Here is a 16,667-nt window from a genome sequence, read left to right as displayed (position 1 = left end):
ATGCCCCTGTTCCCGCCGAACCCGGACACCAGGCGGTGGCCCGACCTCGTCGCCGAGGCGCGGGCGTTGTTGCCGCTGGAGAGTCCGGGGTGGACCGACCACAACCACTCGGATCCCGGCATCGCGGTGCTTGAGATGTTGGCGTGGCTGGTGGACACCGACGTCTACCGGGTCTCCCGGGTGACCGACCGGCATCGTCGCAAGTTGCTCGCGCTGCTCGGCGTACGACCGGCCGCGCCGAGCGCCGCACGGGTCGTGTTGTCGATCCGCCCCGGGCCCGGCGCACCGGCCGAACTGCCCGCCGGGCTCGGCTTCGTCGCCCACGGAGCGGACGCGCCACTCGGCCTGGAGACCGTGGCGGCGTTGCCGCTGACCGGTAGCGCGGTGGCGGCGGCTCTGGTGGCGAGCACCGAAGACGAGTCCAATTGGACCGATCACACCCCCACCCTGCTCGCCGGCACCACCGTGGCCGCCCTCGGCCCGGACCCGCACGTCGGCGCCGCGCTGCTGCTCGGCCTGGACCGGGCGCTGCCCGCGGGCACCGCGCTGACCCTGTGGGTGGACGCCGACGGCACCGACGACCTCGACGCCGAGCCGCATCACAGCGCGCGGACCGTCTGGGAGGTGCGCTCCGGCGGCGCGTGGGCGGCGCCGGCCGAGGTCGACGATCGCACCCGCGCGCTGACCCGTTCCGCCGCCGTACGCCTGCGGATCGGGCCCGGCGGGTTGCCCGTCGAGCCGCTCGGCGCGGCCGGGGCCCGGGCCTGGCTGCGCTGCCGCCTTGCGCGGGGCCGGCACGACGCGGCGCCGCGGTTGCGCCGGGTGGTCGCGGACGCGGTCGAGGCGACGCAGGCCAGTACGGCGGTCGGCGCCTACGACGTCGCGCCGGGGGTGGTGGTCGGCGGGGCCGGCGCTCCGGTGGAGGGGGCCCGTACCGCGCTGACGATCACCGTGGACAACGCGCGGACGGTACGCACGGTGCACACCGGCGACCCGGCCGCGCCGACCGTGCGGGTGCTGCGCTGGATCGCGCCGACCGCGACGGCGCCCGGGCGGCTCGTGGTCGAACTCGTCGCGGTCGGTGTCGGGGACGGCGCGCCGGAGCAGGTCTTCGCGCTGCCCGGCGGCGCGACCGCCGAGGCGCCCCGGGTGTGGTTGGCCGATCCGGCGGGCGGTGTGGAGGCGGTGCGGTTGCTTCCGGATCTGGACGCGGCGGGCCGGACCGACCTGTCCGCCGTGTTCGACGCCCGAACCGGCACGCTGACCTTCGGCGACGGCCGCGCGGGACGGGTGCCCGAACCGGGGCGTACGGTACTCGCCGGCTTCCGGGGCACCGCCGGGGCCCGGGGCGGCGCGCTCGCCCCGCCCGCACCCGTGGCCGTCGCCGACGACGCCCGCACCCGGGTCCTGCTCGGTGGCCCGCCCGCCGCCGGCGCGCTGACCGCAGCCCTGGTCGGCCCGGCGGCGGGCGGCACCGACGCCGAGGACACCACAGCCGCCGCGGCCCGCGCGGAACGGGCGCTGTGGGCCCACGAACGCCTGCTCGACGCGCTCACCGCGGCCGACGCCCGATCCCTCGACGACCTGCCCCGCGCGACCGTGCCGCGCCTGGCCCCGCCGGAACGCGCGGTCACCCTGGCGGGCATCGAGCGATGCACCCTGGACACCCCCGGCGCCCGGATCGCCCGGGCCCGCGCCTTCGCCGAGACCGACCCGCGCCTGCCGGGCCTGGTCGCCGCGGGCTGCGTGACCGTCGTGGTGGTGCCGGAACTGCCGCGCGAGCGCCCCGAACCCACCCCGGGCCTGCTGCGCGCGGTCCGCCGGCACCTGGCCGGGCTGCGCACGGCCGGCACCCGGTTCTTCGTCACCGGGCCGCGCTACGTCGAGGTACGCGCCGAGACGACGGTCGCCTTGCTCCCGGGCGCCGATCCGGCGGCGGTCGCGGCGGCGGTGCGGGCCGCGCTGGACACCTCCCTGCACCCGGTCACCGGCGGGCCGCGCGGTACGGGCCGGTCGTTCGGGCGGGACGTGTATCGCAGCGAGGTGATGCGGGTGATCGACGAGGTTCCCGGGGTGGACCACGTGCGCGCCCTCGCGCTGCGCGCCGACGGCGGGCCGCCCGGATGCGGCGGGTTGTGCGTACCGCCGACCGCGCTGGTGGTGCCTGGGCCGCACACGGTGAACGCGGTACCGGCGGAGGCGGGGCGATGAGGGCCCGCGGCGGCGCGGCGCCCACAAGGTCCGCGGATCGGGTGGTCGAGGAGGCCGGCGTGCGACTGGCCGCCGCCGATCTGCGCGACCTCGCGGGCAACGAGGTGTCGAGCCTGGCCCGGCACACCCGGGCCGCGCACCGCACGTGGGGTGTCGGCGTGGGCCTGGAGGTGTGGAACCTCGGCGACGGACGGGTGCTCGTGGAGCCGGGCGTGGCGCACACCCGCTGCGGTGAGCTGCTGGTGCTCGGGGCCGACGAGGTGCCGATCGTGCCCGCGCAGGCGACCGGGCCGCTGACGCTGGTACTGCGGGCCGAATGCGGCGGCCCGAGGGCCCGGACGCGCTGGGTGGCGAGCGGGGTGCCGGCGGGCGCCGAGGACGTACCGCTGGCCGTGTACCACCCCGACACGCGGGCGCTGGACGTCGGCGACGGCGCGCGGCGCAACGCCCACGGACCCGGTCCGGCGGTGGTGGTCGCGGGCCGGACGGCCCGGGGCGGGACGGCCGCCGAGGGGTCGCGGATGCGGTGGTCGGCCCGGATCGACTTCGCGCGCCCGTTCGCGGGTGTACCGGAGGTGTTCGTCACCGCCGAGGGGCCGCCGCCGGCCCCCGCGGGCGCCACAACCGTGCAGGTCTCGGCGGTCGACGCGGCGGGATTCCGGATCACCGTGCGGCACGTGCTGCCGGACGACGGCGAGCCGGCCGAGCAGCCGAAGGTGTCCGCCGTGCCGATGGCGTTCGGGTGGACGGCGGTACTGGCCGCCGATGCGGTCCCGGCGCGCCCCGAGCCCCGGACCGACCCGTGCCCCCCACCGTGCACCCGGCCACCCCTGAACCTGCCCGGCCTCCGGAGCCGGGCCGACACACCGGCCGGCGTCCGCCCGGGCGCGCGCCCGGATCCTCGATCGAGGGGGGAGTTCGTATGACGGGTTCGACGTGGAGCGGGGCGGATGGGGCGCCGTCGCGGTTGCGGCGCCGTGTGTGGGCGGCTGCGTCGGCGGGTGTTCGTCCGGGTGTGTGCCCGGGTCTTGGATCGAGGGGGGAGTTCGGATGACGGGCCCGACGACGAGTGGGGCGGCGTTGCCGTCCACGCATCGGCCGAGCTTCTTCGCTCGACAGGTGCTTGCCGCGGCGGAGTTGAACGACGTGGTCGCGGTGGAGCGTTCGCGGCGGTGGTTGCACAACCGGGTGTTGCACGGGTGGGGGGTGGCGCTCGGGTTGGCGGCCACCGGTGCTCGGGGCGGCAAGCGGGTGGCGGTCGGTGCCGGGTATGCGCTCGATGCGCTCGGGCGGGACCTGATCCTGGCCGAGGGGGTGGAGGTCGACGTACCGGCCGTCGCCGCCGGACCGGACGGCGGTGCCGTGGAGTTCTGCCTGACGCTGCGCTGGACCGAGGACGACGAGGCGGCGGTCCGGACCCGGTCGGGCGAGTGCGGGGCGGTCGGTGCGGTGCGGTTGGCGGACGGACCGACCGCGGCCTGGTGTACGCCGGCCGAACTGCGCGACGGGCTGGACGTGTTGCTCGCGACGGTGTCGGTACGGGGGTGTGCGCTGACCGCGCCGCCCGATCCGGCCGGGCGGCGGATCCTGCCGGTGTCCCCGACGCCGTATGTGGCGACCGGCTCCACGGGGGCCTTCGGCACGGTGTGGTCGCGGGTCGAGGATCCGGCCACCGGTGTGGTGATCGGGCTGCGCACGCTGGTGGACACGAGTGCGGCCGGCTTCGGCGACACCCCCGCGTATCTGGTCCGCCTCGACGGCGACCGGGAGTTGACCGCCGCCGGCGCGCCGGGCGGCCAGGCGTGCGTGCTGGACGGTACGCCCTACGTCGACGCCCCGGAGCCGGGACGGATGACCGTGGTGGTGCCGATGCCCGCCGGCCGGATCGGCGGCGTCGTCGGCGGCGCCACGACGCTGCCGCTGAATCCGGCACAGGTCTTGGCCGATGTCACCCTGCCCGACCTGGTGCGGAGCGCACTCGGTTGGCACATCTCCTGGATGGGGGTGGAGGGGGCGTGAGCGGCGCGAGCGACTACCGCTGGGTCAACGCCCTCGGCCGCTGGCCCGGCGCGCGGTTCGCGGGGGTGCGGACGGACGGCGAACGGTTGGTGCTCGCCCCGGGCGCCGCCTCGCTCGAACCGGCGGCGGTCGCCGACCTGGATCCGGCGGATGGCCCGCTGGGCATGGTCGTGCTCGCCGACGGCACCGTCCTGGTCACCGATCCGGGCCACGGCCGCGTCCTGCGGATGGACGGCTGCGACCACACGGTATGCGTCCTCGGCTGCCTCGACGTCGCGACGGGCGACCCGGCCGCACTCCGCGCACCGCGCGGCCTGTGGTTGCTCGGCGGCGGACGGCTGTTGGTGGTGGACGACGCGACGAAGGACCTCCACGCCCCCGACGGTTCGCCCCGAGCGGAAGGCCGTCCGGTCGGCATGGTGGTCCGGGCCGACACCGGTGAATACCTCGCGCCGTGGACCGATCCGCCGCCGGCCGAGGACCCCGCGCTGCGGGCCGCCCGGGAGCGGGTCGGCGGGCTCGCGGCGGTGCGGGTGGCCGACGGGGTGCTGGTGGCGGGCGGGGCGCGGCAGGTGCCGGGGGCCGGGGTGGTGTTCGTCCCGGACGACGGCGGCGACGTCGTGCTGTTGGCCGGCGGGGACTCGGCCGGGATCGCGGTGGATCATTGCGGGCGGGTGTTCGTGGCCGGCCCCGGTGGGATCGCCCGGCTCGGGCCCCGGCGAATCGGGGCGCGCGGCGTCGCCGTGGTGCCCGCGCCGAGGGAGCCGGTCGGGGTCGAGCACTGGGATCGGGTGCGGGTCGTGCTCGCCGAACCCGCGCCGGCGGGCAGCCACGTTCGGGTCTGGACGATGCTCGCGACCGACGCCGCCGGTACCCCCGATCCGCCCGACCCGATGCACGCCGACGCCGACGACGCGCCCGTGCCGACCGCCCGGGGGCGCTGGCGGGCCGGCCCGCTGGACGGTGTGGACGTGCGAGTCCTCGCCGGCCCGGCCCACCCCGGCGACCGGCTCTGGATCACGATCGAACTGCTCGGCGACGGCCGCGGCACCCCGCGCGTGGACGACATCCGGGTGGAACGCCTCGGGCGCGGCCTCCTCGACGCGCTGCCCGCCGCCTACACCGGCGACGACGACGGCTCCGGCACGCTCGGCCGACTGCTCGGCCTGTTCGGGTCGGCGCACGCGGCGTCGGTGCGCGGCCTCGACGACCTGCCCGCCTCGCTCGACCCCGGCTCGGCCCCCGACCGCCCCGACGACCCGTGGCTGGACCGGCTCGCCGGCTGGGTCGACGCCGTACCGCTCACCGCCGCCGACGAGGCGGCCCGCCGCGCGAACGTCGCCGGAGCGTACGCCGCACACGGCCGGCGCGGCACCCCCGCCGGCCTGGTCGAGGCGGTCGAGCGCGAGACCGGGGTCGCCGTCCGGGTCGTCGAACCGCTGCTGGGCGCGCAGGTCTGGCGCCTGGGCACCGGCGGCCTCGGTCGGGACACGAGCACCCGCGTCGCCGACCCCGGCCCGCCCGCCCTGGACACCACCGCCGTCCTCGACGGCGCCGACCTCGTCCCGGCACACGATCGTGGCCTGCCGCTGTACGCGGCCTACGCACACCGGGTGTGCGTCCACGTCCCGCCGGAGCGGGCCGACGCGCTGCCCGAGATCGCGCGCGTGGTCGAGCGGGAGCGTCCGGCACACGTGTTCGCGCAGGTGCGGCTCACCCGCCCGGGCCGAATTCCGGGACGGGTCGGCATCGACACCTTCGTCGCGGGTCCGCCGCCCGAGTGGACCGCCGGCGGGGGTCCCGGCCTGGGCGCGGACGTACGCCTGCCCGGCTCGCCCGCCGCGCACGTCGGCGGCCCGGTCGAGACCCGCCTCGACACAACGCTTCCCACACCGGGCGGTCGCGGTGCGACCCCCGTCCGTCTGCAAGGGGTTGAGCACACGTGAGTCAGGATCGACGACACTCCGGGTCGGACACGGGATGCGGCTGCGGCGGCGAGGACGCGGCCCCGGCGCCGCCGGTGCGCAACCGGTTCTACCCCGGCAAGTCGATGGACGTCCGCCACTGGTACGTCGAACAGTCCTACCACCGGCGGACCGCGGCCACCCTGGCCCGACTCGGCCTCGGCCCGGGCGTGTTGTGCGGGCTCGACGTCGAACTCGGCACCGACGGCGCGCTGACCGTCTTCCCCGGCGTCGCGGTGGACGGCCACGGCCGGCTGATCGTGGTCGACGAGCAGGTACGGATCGAGCACCCGAACCAGCCCACGGACTGCGCGGGAGACCCGAAGGGCGACCCGATCGAGACCGGCACGGTGGTACTGCGGTTGTGCCGGCACGAGTGCGGGGCCGAGTACGCGCGTATGCCCGTGGTGGACTGCGAGGTGCGCGAGGAGTGTGTGCCCTCGCTGACCCTGGAGCGGTTCTCCCTGCGGATCACCGCCGGCGAACCCGATCCGGTCGGGCTGAGCGCCGCGCAGTGCGCCGCGATCTTCCCGACCCGGCCCGGCGAGCACTTCGACCGCCGGGAGAAGGTCGCCGACACCGTCGAACACGACTGCGGGTGCGTCGAGGAGTGCCTGGCACTGGCGACGGTGACCTACGACCCGCCCGACGCGCCGGATCTGGACACGGTCACCGCGCGGCCGGTCGTGTACTCCAACCGGGTGCTGTTCGACCTGTTGATGGGCCTGGCCGCGCGGGTGGACAGGTGTTGCGCCGACACCACCGCCCCGCCCCGGATCACCGGGTTGTGGCCCAAGGTGGGCACCGGGGCGAACGCGGACACCTGGCGGGCGTTCGTCGCCGAGAAGCGCCTGGAGATCGCCTTCGACCGGCCGCTCGTGGACGCCGCGTTCGACGCCCCCGACACCTGGCTGGGCCTGTGGCAGCTGGACCACCTCGGCGCCCGGCGGCTGACCCTGACCCGAGCCGGCGGCGCGTTCACCCGCGTCACGGTGCCCGCCGGCGGCGAGGGTGTGGCGTACACCGTCGGCCTCCAGAGCGAGGGGCTGCTCACCTCGACGGTGTTCGTGGTCGGCAGCAGGGTGGCGCTCGGCGGGCCGCCGCGCGCGCAGGGCCCGGACGGACTCGCCCTGGACCCCGACCTGGTCGGCACGGCACTGACCACGGCCGACCGCAACACGCTGTGGACGCTGACCCCGGGTGCGCCCCGGGACACCACCCTGAACACGCTGATCGACCGGGCACCGCTCACCGCCGTCCCGCCGTTCCCCTCCGGCAACGGCACCCAGGGCGGCGAGATGCACGTGTTCACGCCGTTCCCGCCGCCGACCCTCGGGGCCGAGGAGCGCGCGCCCCGGCTGCTGCGGGTGTGGCCCGAGGGCGGCGTACGCCCGGACCGGGCCGGAGCGTTGCGCTTCGCGCGCAGGCCGCTGATCCGACTCACCGTGGACCGGGCGCTCGCCGATGCCGCCCTGGCGGACCCCGAGGGGTGGGTGCGGCTGTTCCAGGCGGTGCGCGAGGGTGATCGGATCGCCCGCTTCCGGCGGCTCGAACTGGGCGGCGGCGTCGCCGGGCGGTCCGAGGACGAGTCGCCGGCGCCTGCCGAGTCGATTACGTACATCTTCGAAGTGACCGGGGCGGAGCCGGACGGGGAGTTCCTGCTCCAGGTGCGCTCCTCGGACACCGTCCCGGTGCCGCCGGTGGGCGCGGACGCGCCGACCCTGGCGCTGGACGCGGACTTCCTCGGCACCGCGTTGGACAACCACACGCTCTTCTCGATCTGGTCCGGCGACCGGCACCCGCTCCCGTCGCTGCGGGGTGGTGCCCTCGGCACCCGGTCGACGGTCGGCGAGCGGTTGTTCGACGGAACCCCCGGCGGGTTTCTGCACATCGCGTTCACGGCGGCGCCGGAATGAGCCCGGCGGCCGTGGACCGAGGCGCCTGTCCAGACGCACACCTGCCCGCACACGGACACGCACACCGATACGCACATCGACGCACATACCGACACGCCTACCGAGGAGCTGAGGGACGTTGACCGGGTACGAACACACGATCCGGCCCGTGGCGCCGGGCGGGCCGGGCGGGTGCGGCTGTGGGTGCGGCGGGGGCGATGCCGGAACCGGTGGGTCCGGTTCCGGCGGTTGCGGGTGCGGTGACTGCCTGGCGGGGCACGCGACGGGACGGCTGCGCCCCCGCTGGTTCGGCGGACAACTCGTCGGCCCGGAGGACCTGACGCAGACCGGGGTCTGGCTGCTGGAGCGTATGCGCCGACACAACCGGCTGCTGCACGGATGGGGCGTGGTGTGCGGGGCGACCGTGAACCCCGTGCGGTTCGGCGACGGCGGCCGGCTGCCGTGGCTGCTCGACGTGTCCGCCGGCTACGTGCTGGGCCCGTACGGCGACGAGATCGTGATCGAGCATCCGGTGCGGGTCGACGTTCGCGACGCGCTGCCCGGTGGGACCGAGGGTTGCCCGCCGCCGACCGACCCGTGGTGCGCGCCGGTGCGCCGGCGCCGCGAACCGGGGCGCACGTACTACCTGGCGGTGCGGTACGACGAATGCCTCACCGCGCCCGTGGCGGCGGCCGGGTGCGGGTGCGAGGACACGGCCTGCGAGTACAGCCGGGTGCGGGAGGGCTTCGAGCTCGGTGTGCTGGACACGCTGCCTCCGGCGTATCTCGAGGGGATCGACGACACCCGCCAGGAGACGACCGGCTGTTCGTCGCGAATCACGGACAACGGCACCCGGCCGTGCCCGTCGTGCCCCACCGATCCGTGGGTGGTGCTGGCCGACTTCACCGCGGCGGCGGACGGTCGGCTCACCGTCGACCCGCTGTACAACCGCCGCTTCGCCGCCTCGTTCGGCGGCTTCGGCTTCTACTGCGGCCAACCCGGGGAGAGCCTGGCGGGGTCGCGGTGGGGCGAGGTCACCCGGCAGGCCGCGGCGCACGCCTTCGACGACAGTCGCGCCGAGGACGTGCTGACCGCCGACGACCCGGCGGCGGTACGGGCGTTGCCGGCGCGTGCCCTGCTCGCGGTCGCGGACACCCCGCATCTGGGCGACGTACTGGGCGAGCGCACGGTGGCCGAACTGGCCCGGGCCGACGCCGCGACGCTGATCGAGCGGGCCCGGGCGGCGGCGGTCCCACCCGGTCCGGTGCTCACCGCGATCGACCGCGCCAACCTCGTGCTGCGGCTGACCGAGGGCTGACCCCGGACGGCCACCGAACCCCGAACCCGGTCGAGAGCCCCGCCCGGTCGTTGCGGAGGCCGCCGCAACCGGACCGCGCGCCCGGTCACCGAGCCCGCCCGGGGCTCTGGTGAGAGACGGCCGGTGTCGAGTCACGACGGGCCTGAGCCGCTCTGCGAGGCCCGCATCCGGAATCGGAATCCGTGACCCTTCGGAATCGGCCATGGGGTGGTGTCCGAGAGTGGGCGGGGGGTTCTGCGCGATGTGGATGTGCGGCCCCCCTGGAGCGTGCGGAGGAGGGGGTTCTTCACTTTCGGCTCGCTCGGGTGTTTTTCGGGATTTCACCGGCTGTAGTCGACTGGTCACATGATCGCCGAAAGCACTGTCCACTTTCGGTAACGAGGCCAAATCAGAGCGTGTCGCCACTGTCCGTAAATGGGGTTTCACGCACCGCTGTCGATAGGGAAATGTGGCCTGCGTCGAAGCCGGGCCAACCAACCGCACGGCCCACTGGGCGACGGGGCCGGCTCGACCGCACAGGTACGAACTCAGCCAGGTCTCAGCCAGGTAGAACGCACGACAAGGAATGAGGACACTTCGATGTTCCGCTCACTCGCCACCGTGGCGTCCGGCGTGGTCGCCGGCACCCTCATGGGCGCGCTCGTCTTCGCGCCCACCGCGCGGGCCGACGCCGCCGCTCCCGACACCTCCTGCCCGACGGGGAACCTCTGCGTCTACAGCGGGGAGAGCCTCACGGGAACGCGCACGGTCGTCTCGGCGCGGGCGATCGAGGAGCGCGGTGACGCCGGATACACGATCCGGGAGCCGGTTCTGTCGATCGCGAACCGCACCGGCTTCGACGTGCTCCACGGCGTGAGCCGCTCCGTGGTGTGCATTCGATTCCCCTGTTACCAGTACACGGTGGACGGGCGCGTCGAGGCCGGGCGCGACCTCGCGTCCGCCGACACGGCCGGCCGACCGTTGGTCGTCGGCAAGGACTTCGGCCGGTAGGACCGCTCGGGCACTTCGGTACGACCGCCCGGGGTCGCCGTCCCGTGAGGGATGGCGGCCCCGGGTCCTTGTGGCGCGACGGTGCGGCCGGTGGTCGGATGTCGGGGGCGGGCGGGATCATCGTCGACATGACCGATGAGCGCTATTCCCGGCTTGCCGCCGAGCACCTGCCCTCCGACCTCGCCGAACGATGGATTGCGCTGCTGCGTCCCTGTGTTCGGCTGCGCCGAGCCGATGCGGGCGAGCAGGTCGTCGCGGTCCTCGGCGGCGTGCCGGAGTTGCCGAGTGGGGTCGATTGGCCCGACTGGCCGGAGGTGGGACCGTTGTCGTTCATCGCCTCGGTACGGTGTGCGGCGCTGCCGGCGGCCGGGCGGGCCGCCGGCGTTCCGGGCGACGGGACGCTGCTGTTCTTCTACTTCGACGGCCGGGGCGAGGATGCCGGCGACGACGAGTCGGCGTTCGTCTCCGTCTACGATCCCCAGACGTGGGTCGGTGCCCGGGTGCTGTATGTCCCGGAGGGCACACCGGTCTCGCCGGTGGAGCCGCCCTGCGGGCCGGCACCGTACCCGCGGGTGGAGTTGGCGGCGGACGTCGAGCAGAGTGCGCCCGATCTCTGGCTGCCACAGGTGCGCGAGGCCCTGCTCGGCAGCGGTGATCCGTGGCCCGAACCTCGGGAAATCCCGGTCGGGCTGCGGCCGTTCCGACGTGCCTTCGCGAAGCTCGACGGCCGCATCGGCCACCGCGTCGGCGGTCATGCCGTGCCGATCCAGGGTCCGGTGGAGTACGAGGCGGCGAGCGCGGACCTGGGCGTCGAACGCCCTTGGGGGGAGCCGCAGTTGGACGCGGAGGCCACGCGTTGGCTCCTGCTCGCCCAGTTCGACAGTGACGAGGACGCGGGGATGGAATGGGGCGACGCGGGGACCCTGTACTGGTTGATCCGCTCCGAGGACCTCGCCGACCGGCGCTTCGACCGGGCCCGCCTGGTGGCGCAGTGTTGAGCGGCACGGGCGCCGCCGTGGGTCGGCTTGGCCGTGCCGGCGGACCCGAAGCGGTCGATGGGCTGCTGCCGCGCCGACTGCGGGCGGTCGACCCGCGCGCGGACAGACGGCCCGCGCTCGATCGGAGTCGCGCGATGCGGTCGACCGGGTCGAGCAGGCCGTGAATCCACCGCGCAGGCCGCCGACGGAACGAGACCGGCCCCGCCCTGCTCGGGCGGGCCGGCTTCGTCGTGTCCGGTTCACAGGTGTCGGCCGGGGTCGTCGCCACCGAACAGGCGCCGGTGGGACCTGCGTTCAGCGGCTACGACGGAGTCGGGACCGGAGGCGACCGTTGCCTTCAGGGTGCCGCGCATCGCATCCACCTCGGCGCGCGCTGCGCTCCGATGGCGTTGTCGATGGCGATGGGACGGGAGTTCCCGGGGGCGCGGGTCGGCGGGGCGTTCACGGCGCCCGTGTTGCTCCGCCTGGTCGCCGCTCCCGCGGAGGCGCCGGCGTCGATGCACGCGGCGGGCGTCGTGCACCGCGACCCGAAGCCGAGCAGCGTTGTGCCGGGCGAACAGGGGCCGGGTGTCATCGACTTCGACGTGCTCGGCCAACCGGTGCCCGGCCAGGGCTTTTTGCCCGCGGAGTCAGCGCTTTACCCGGCCTCGGATGGCGAGCGCGGCCAGGCCCAGGAGGACGGGTTCGAGGAAGCGGGACGTCATCTCGATGTACGTACCCGCGGTGGTGAGGTTCTGGCCGGAGGAACGGAAGACCACGGAGTTGAGCACGACCCTGGTCGCCTTCTCGGCGCGTTTGCCGGTCAGTCGTGTTCGAGGTGGGCCGGTGAGGACCGGCTCGGGGTTGTCGGTGGTGAGCGACACGGGTTGCCCGGGTGCCGCCTGGGTGCCGGTGGTCAGCGGTTTGGGGTCGCTGGTGGGCAGTCCCCAGAGCACCATCGCCAGGACGGTGGCGGCCATCGCGAGGAGCAGCCAAGCAAGTGCCCGGGAGGCGCGCAGGCCGTACCCGGACAGGGCCCAGTACGCGGTGAGGAGGCCGCGCTCGGCATGGCCCCGGCCGGGGCGTCGGTCGAGGCGGCGCATTTCCATCTCGGCCATGTAGAAGTCGGCGGCGCCGGGTTCGTCCTTGCCGTCCTCGAACGCCTTGCGGAGTTGGCGGTACAGCGCGGCGAGCGCGGGTGGCCCGGGGGGACATGCCGCCGGCCCCGGCTGCGGCGGTGCGGTGGCCCATCCCGCTCGCAGGCGGGCGCGCCCCGGGGCGGTGGCGCGCCAGTGGTGTTCCTCGGCCAGGGCCAAGCGGTCGGTCCAGCGCAGCGGGACCACTCGACGTACGTCCATTCCGGGTGGGGTACGCGCGAATGCGGTTTCGCCGCCCAGGCGGAGTTGATCGAGGTGGACGGCGCCGAAGAAGCGGCACTCGGTCAGATCGGTGTTGGTCAGGACCAGGTGGGCGGCGTCGACACCGGCCAACGAGCCGAGACGGATGTCCGGGGTCCCGGTCATCGCGCGCTCGTCGACCGCGATTCCGTAGGTGTCGACGAAGGGCGCGGTGTGAGTGGCGATGGTGACCGGGTTGTTGGTGAGCACGGCATCGGTCAGGTCCACATAGGCATAGCGCAGGCGCATGGTGGCGGCCGAGTCCCACCGAGTACGGACGCACTCGACGGCGGTGGCCACGGCCTGGATGGTGGCCGGTACCCCGAACACGGCGCCGGTCAGGATCAGCCGGCCCCGGCACTCCAGAGGGCCGAGGAGAGTGGTACCGCGAAAGGTGGCACCGGCGAAGTTGGCATGCTCTTCGAACACCGTCCCACCGAAGAACGCCTCGCTGTCGAATACCGCCCCGACCATCGTGGCGTCGGCGTGAAACCGTGTCCGGCCGAACATGACGCGGCCGACGAATCCGGTGTCGGCGAACGACGCGTTCCCCCGGAACCTCGTGCCACCGAATCGGGCCCGGGCGGTGAACGTCGCGTCGCCGAAGTCGGCGTCGGCACCGAAGGTCGCGGCATCGAACCGGGCATCGGCGGAGAAGATCACCGCGCCGAACCGGGCACGGGCGGTGAACGTCGCGTCGCCGAAGTCGGCGGCGGCGCCGAACTCCGCGGCGTCGAACCGGGCGTCGGCCGAGAAGGCCGCGCCGTCGAACCATGCTCCGGCGCTGAAGGTCGCCCGGTTGAACCAGGCATTGGCGGTGAAGGTCACATCGCCGAACTGCGCGTGGGAGTCGAATGTCGCACCGTAGAACTGGGCGCGGGCCGTGAACGTGGCGCGGTCGAATCGGGCGTCGGCGGAAAACGTCGCGCGCTCGAATTGAGCGGCGTCTGTGAACGTCGCTCGGTCGAACCGGGCGCGGGCGGTGAACGCCGCAGTATCGAACCGGGCGTCGGCGGTGAACGTCGCACCGCGGAAGTCGGCGTCGGCGGTGAATGTCGCGGCTTCGAAAAGGGCCGACCCGAGACGAGGGCGGGCAGTGATCGGATCCCGGAGCGCGTCGAGGAGCGCGGTCAACAGGGGGCCGTCGAAAGTGGTGCCGCGGTGGTCGACATTCGAACCCGGGACCAGGGCGGCCAGGTGGGCGGCTCGGTCCGGGGAAGGCAGGTGGGCCAGGCACCGGGTGTGTCCGGTGACGTGTACGCCCCGGCATCCGACGGGATCGGTCGTGGTCGTGCCTTCCGCGCAGTGCGGCCACGGCGGGGGTGTGGGCGAAGGCGCGGCAGGCGACGTCATGTCATCGGGGACGACCCGGGGCCGGCGGGTGGTTGCGCAGGCGATCACGCTCGGTCCGCTTCCCGATTCCCGCCGGCCGCCGGTACGTTCCGCGAGCACATGCCGCCGAACACCCCCGTGGAACACTGAAGAGCGGCATCCACACCATGATCGGCTCACCCCCACTCGCGCTCCGGTGCCGCTGCGTGGCGAGGCGTGGGCGTTGTCGGCCGGCTGGGGAGACGGTGGAGAGTGCCGCGGGCTCTACGGCTGCGGGTTTGCGTCCAGGGGGCGTAGGAAGCGGCGTTCGTAGCGCTTGATGCAGCCGGTGGTGCGGGCGAGTTCGATCGCGGCCCGGCATTCCGGGTCGGTCGCGCTGTCGATGCGGTACTGCTCGTAGGCGGCGAACCCGGGGAACGAGAAGAGGGCGTAGGCGATGTCGCTGTCGCCCTCGCTCGGCAGGAAGTAGCCGTGGTGGGTGCCGCCGAAGCGGTTGACCAGGTGGACCCAGCGGCGGCCGTACTCCTCGAAGTCGGCGAGCTTGTCGGCGTCGATCTCGTATCTGAGGTGAATGGTGATCATGCGCTCATGATGCCGGGTGGTCGCCGGGCGTGCCGGATCGGCCGGAGTTCAGTCGCATGGCCAGCAACTGGCCGGGCCACGGGGGTTGGTCGGGGCGCTCGACGGTGAAGGGGGTGACCGGCGTGAAGCCCAGGCTGCGGTATTGGCGGATCAGGGCGCCGTCGTCGCCTCCGTAGCAGTCGACGCGGATCAGGTCGATGCCGCGGCTCGCCGCCTCTCGGCGGGCGTCCGCGATCAGGGCGGCGCCGACGCCCGCGCCGACGAAGCGCCGGTCGGTGACGAGCAGATTGATGAACAACTCGGGTTCGTCGACCGGGTCGATGTACGCGGACGGCGTGCCGGAGAAGACACAGCCGCCGGCCGGGGCACCGTCGATCTCGGCCAGGCGGGCGTACCCTCCGCGGATCGCCGACTCGACGCGCGCCTCGCCGCCCGGGCGGGTGGACCACGGCTCGGTGCCCCACTGGCCGGGTCGGCCGGCGGCGGTCAGCCACGCCACCGCGCTGTCGAGCATGGTGAGGAAGAGCGGCACGGCGCCGGTGTCGACGTCGACCGCCCGCACCCGTACCGGCGGACGTGTGCCGTTCTCGTGTTCCCGCGCCATCGGTGGCCCCTTTCCGATCGCCCCGATCCTCGCACGCGTCGGGGCTCGTGGAACAGGAGCGAGGGTGTCGAGCGGCGGTCGGCTCCACCGGAGTCCCGGCCGTCGCACTGCGGACAGGGTTGGTTCCAGCGTGTTACCTTCCCGCCATGGCATCGAGTGCTGCAAAGCAAGTCATCGATGGTTTGCGGGAGTTGGCCACGCCGGGGCGGTCCGCCGCCGAAGTGTTCGCGCGCGCCGACGAGTTGCTGCGGAATGTACTCGGATATGACGCGGTCTGTTGGCACACCGCGGATCCCAGTACCGGGCTCGTCACCTCCGTGGTGAGCAACGACCTGAGCATGGCGGGGTTTCGCGAGGCGGTGCGGATGGAGGTGTGGCACGAGGACATCGCCTCCTTCGCCGCGATCCGGCGCGGTGGGATTCGGGCCGAGACGCTGAGTCGGGCGACTGGGGGGCGGCCCGAACGGGCGATGAGATTTCGGGAGCAGCTCGCCCCGGCCGGGTTCGGTGACGAATTGCGGATGGTCTTCGACACGCAGGGCGGGCGGTGGGGATGTGCCGCGTTCATGCGGGGGCGCGAACACGGCCCCTTCCTGGCCCGGCAGCGGGACCTGGCGGATGTCGCCGCGCGGCACATCGGCAACGCGCTGCGGGCCTGCCATGCCGCTCCGACGTGGGCGCTCCCGGTGGACCAGGCGCCCGCGATGATGATCCTCGGTCCGTCGAACGGCCTGGTCGCGGCGGATCAGCGGGCCCAGCGGCTGCTCGCCGACCTCGCCGACGACTCGTCGGCCGCACTGTCCGTGCCCACGGCCTTCGCGATGGTGTCCGAGCACGCGCGGCGAGCCGCGTCCGGGGTGCTTGCGGCGCAGGTGCCGATTCGGGTGCGTACCGGGGACGGGCGGTGGTTCGTGTTGCATGCCTCGCTGGTCGACGGTCTCGCCGACGGGCATGTCGGGGTGGTGGCCTCACCCGCGTCGCCGGCCGAGACGATGCCGCTGTATCTGGCCGCGTTCGGGTTGACCGGGCGCGAGCAGGAGGTGGCGCTGCAGGCGATCCGCGGTTGTGACACGCGGGAGATCGCCCGGCTCCTGGCGATGACCCCGTACACGGTCCAGGACCATCTCAAGGCCGTCTTTACCAAGGCCGGGGTGACCAGTCGCCGGGCGCTGATCGCCCGCATCGTGCAGGGTGAGCTGCCGCCGGAGTAGTGGTCGTGGGCGGTGCGCGGGCGCCGGGAAATGATCGCGGACGTGTGTCGGGGCGGTGTTAGGGTGCCAGACGCACTGTGTCACATGGGATGAGTTCGTTCGGAGAGGAACGTCATGCGCCGAGGGTTCAGCGGTCTCTACGGAATTCGTCCCATCAGTGCAGCCGC

Annotated in this window: 12 protein-coding genes; 9 read left to right on the top strand and 3 right to left on the bottom strand. The window is 74.1% G+C overall.

What is annotated here, in order from left to right:
- The 8 genes from B4N89_RS39630 (at position 1) to B4N89_RS39595 (ending at position 11,395) form a co-directional block, all read left to right on the top strand.
- On the top strand, positions 1-2,211 hold the full coding sequence (locus B4N89_RS39630) for a baseplate J/gp47 family protein (protein ID WP_078981373.1): 2,211 nt from the start codon (positions 1-3) through the stop codon (positions 2,209-2,211).
- Positions 2,208-3,137: a hypothetical protein gene (locus B4N89_RS48320; protein WP_143658244.1), complete on the top strand. Its 930-nt coding sequence runs from the start codon at positions 2,208-2,210 to the stop codon at positions 3,135-3,137. The genes B4N89_RS39630 and B4N89_RS48320 overlap by 4 nt, the downstream gene beginning before the upstream one ends.
- A gap of 124 nt (positions 3,138-3,261) precedes the next feature.
- Positions 3,262-4,230 (top strand): hypothetical protein, encoded by a 969-nt coding sequence (locus tag B4N89_RS39620; protein ID WP_143658243.1) that lies wholly within the window; start codon positions 3,262-3,264, stop codon positions 4,228-4,230.
- Positions 4,227-6,176: a phage tail protein gene (locus B4N89_RS39615; RefSeq protein ID WP_078981370.1), complete on the top strand. Its 1,950-nt coding sequence runs from the start codon at positions 4,227-4,229 to the stop codon at positions 6,174-6,176. The genes B4N89_RS39620 and B4N89_RS39615 overlap by 4 nt, the downstream gene beginning before the upstream one ends.
- Positions 6,173-8,110 (top strand): hypothetical protein, encoded by a 1,938-nt coding sequence (locus B4N89_RS39610; protein WP_078981369.1) that lies wholly within the window; start codon positions 6,173-6,175, stop codon positions 8,108-8,110. The genes B4N89_RS39615 and B4N89_RS39610 overlap by 4 nt, the downstream gene beginning before the upstream one ends.
- A 118-nt stretch (positions 8,111-8,228) precedes the next feature.
- Positions 8,229-9,407, top strand: coding sequence for a hypothetical protein (locus tag B4N89_RS50950; protein WP_078981368.1), 1,179 nt, complete (start codon positions 8,229-8,231; stop codon positions 9,405-9,407).
- 579 nt (positions 9,408-9,986) lie between these two features.
- Positions 9,987-10,397, top strand: a complete 411-nt coding sequence (locus B4N89_RS39600) for a peptidase inhibitor family I36 protein (protein WP_161500970.1) — start codon at positions 9,987-9,989, stop codon at positions 10,395-10,397.
- Between the two features lie 128 nt (positions 10,398-10,525).
- Positions 10,526-11,395 carry a YwqG family protein gene (locus B4N89_RS39595; protein ID WP_078981624.1) on the top strand — a complete coding sequence of 290 codons (870 nt, stop codon included), beginning with the start codon at positions 10,526-10,528 and terminating at the stop codon, positions 11,393-11,395.
- A 629-nt stretch (positions 11,396-12,024) separates the two neighbouring features.
- Here the strand turns inward: B4N89_RS39595 and B4N89_RS39590 are convergent.
- The 3 genes from B4N89_RS39590 to B4N89_RS39580 form a co-directional block, all read right to left on the bottom strand.
- Positions 12,025-14,124: a pentapeptide repeat-containing protein gene (locus B4N89_RS39590; RefSeq protein WP_078981623.1), complete on the bottom strand. Its 2,100-nt coding sequence runs from the start codon at positions 14,122-14,124 to the stop codon at positions 12,025-12,027.
- A 243-nt stretch (positions 14,125-14,367) separates the two neighbouring features.
- Complete coding sequence (locus B4N89_RS39585; RefSeq protein WP_078981366.1) at positions 14,368-14,685, bottom strand: NIPSNAP family protein; 318 nt, start codon at positions 14,683-14,685, stop codon at positions 14,368-14,370.
- A 4-nt stretch (positions 14,686-14,689) separates the two neighbouring features.
- Positions 14,690-15,289 (bottom strand): GNAT family N-acetyltransferase, encoded by a 600-nt coding sequence (locus B4N89_RS39580; RefSeq protein ID WP_235619229.1) that lies wholly within the window; start codon positions 15,287-15,289, stop codon positions 14,690-14,692.
- 146 nt (positions 15,290-15,435) lie between these two features.
- Here B4N89_RS39580 and B4N89_RS39575 point away from each other — a divergent pair, with 146 nt between their 5' ends.
- The gene (locus B4N89_RS39575; protein ID WP_101897491.1) at positions 15,436-16,500 is read left to right on the top strand and encodes a helix-turn-helix transcriptional regulator; all 1,065 of its coding nucleotides are present in this window, start codon (positions 15,436-15,438) and stop codon (positions 16,498-16,500) included.
- Positions 16,501-16,667 lie beyond the last annotated feature (167 nt).

Source organism: Embleya scabrispora (genome assembly GCF_002024165.1).
GTDB classification, from domain to species: domain Bacteria; phylum Actinomycetota; class Actinomycetes; order Streptomycetales; family Streptomycetaceae; genus Embleya; species Embleya scabrispora_A.
Note: the sequence above shows the minus strand (reverse complement) of the source record. Positions and strands in the feature narration are given on the sequence as shown.

Excerpts from the sequence above, each read along its gene's own strand:
- B4N89_RS39580 (WP_235619229.1), bottom strand. The coding sequence starts at position 15,289 with ATGGCGCGGGAACACGAGAACGGCACACGTCCGCCGGTACGGGTGCGG.
- B4N89_RS39590 (WP_078981623.1), bottom strand. The coding sequence starts at position 14,124 with ATGACGTCGCCTGCCGCGCCTTCGCCCACACCCCCGCCGTGGCCGCAC.
- B4N89_RS39595 (WP_078981624.1), top strand. The coding sequence starts at position 10,526 with ATGACCGATGAGCGCTATTCCCGGCTTGCCGCCGAGCACCTGCCCTCC.
- B4N89_RS39620 (WP_143658243.1), top strand. The coding sequence starts at position 3,262 with ATGACGGGCCCGACGACGAGTGGGGCGGCGTTGCCGTCCACGCATCGG.
- B4N89_RS39575 (WP_101897491.1), top strand. The coding sequence starts at position 15,436 with ATGGCATCGAGTGCTGCAAAGCAAGTCATCGATGGTTTGCGGGAGTTG.
- B4N89_RS39630 (WP_078981373.1), top strand. The coding sequence starts at position 1 with ATGCCCCTGTTCCCGCCGAACCCGGACACCAGGCGGTGGCCCGACCTC.
- B4N89_RS39600 (WP_161500970.1), top strand. The coding sequence starts at position 9,987 with ATGTTCCGCTCACTCGCCACCGTGGCGTCCGGCGTGGTCGCCGGCACC.
- B4N89_RS39585 (WP_078981366.1), bottom strand. The coding sequence starts at position 14,685 with ATGATCACCATTCACCTCAGATACGAGATCGACGCCGACAAGCTCGCC.
- B4N89_RS48320 (WP_143658244.1), top strand. The coding sequence starts at position 2,208 with ATGAGGGCCCGCGGCGGCGCGGCGCCCACAAGGTCCGCGGATCGGGTG.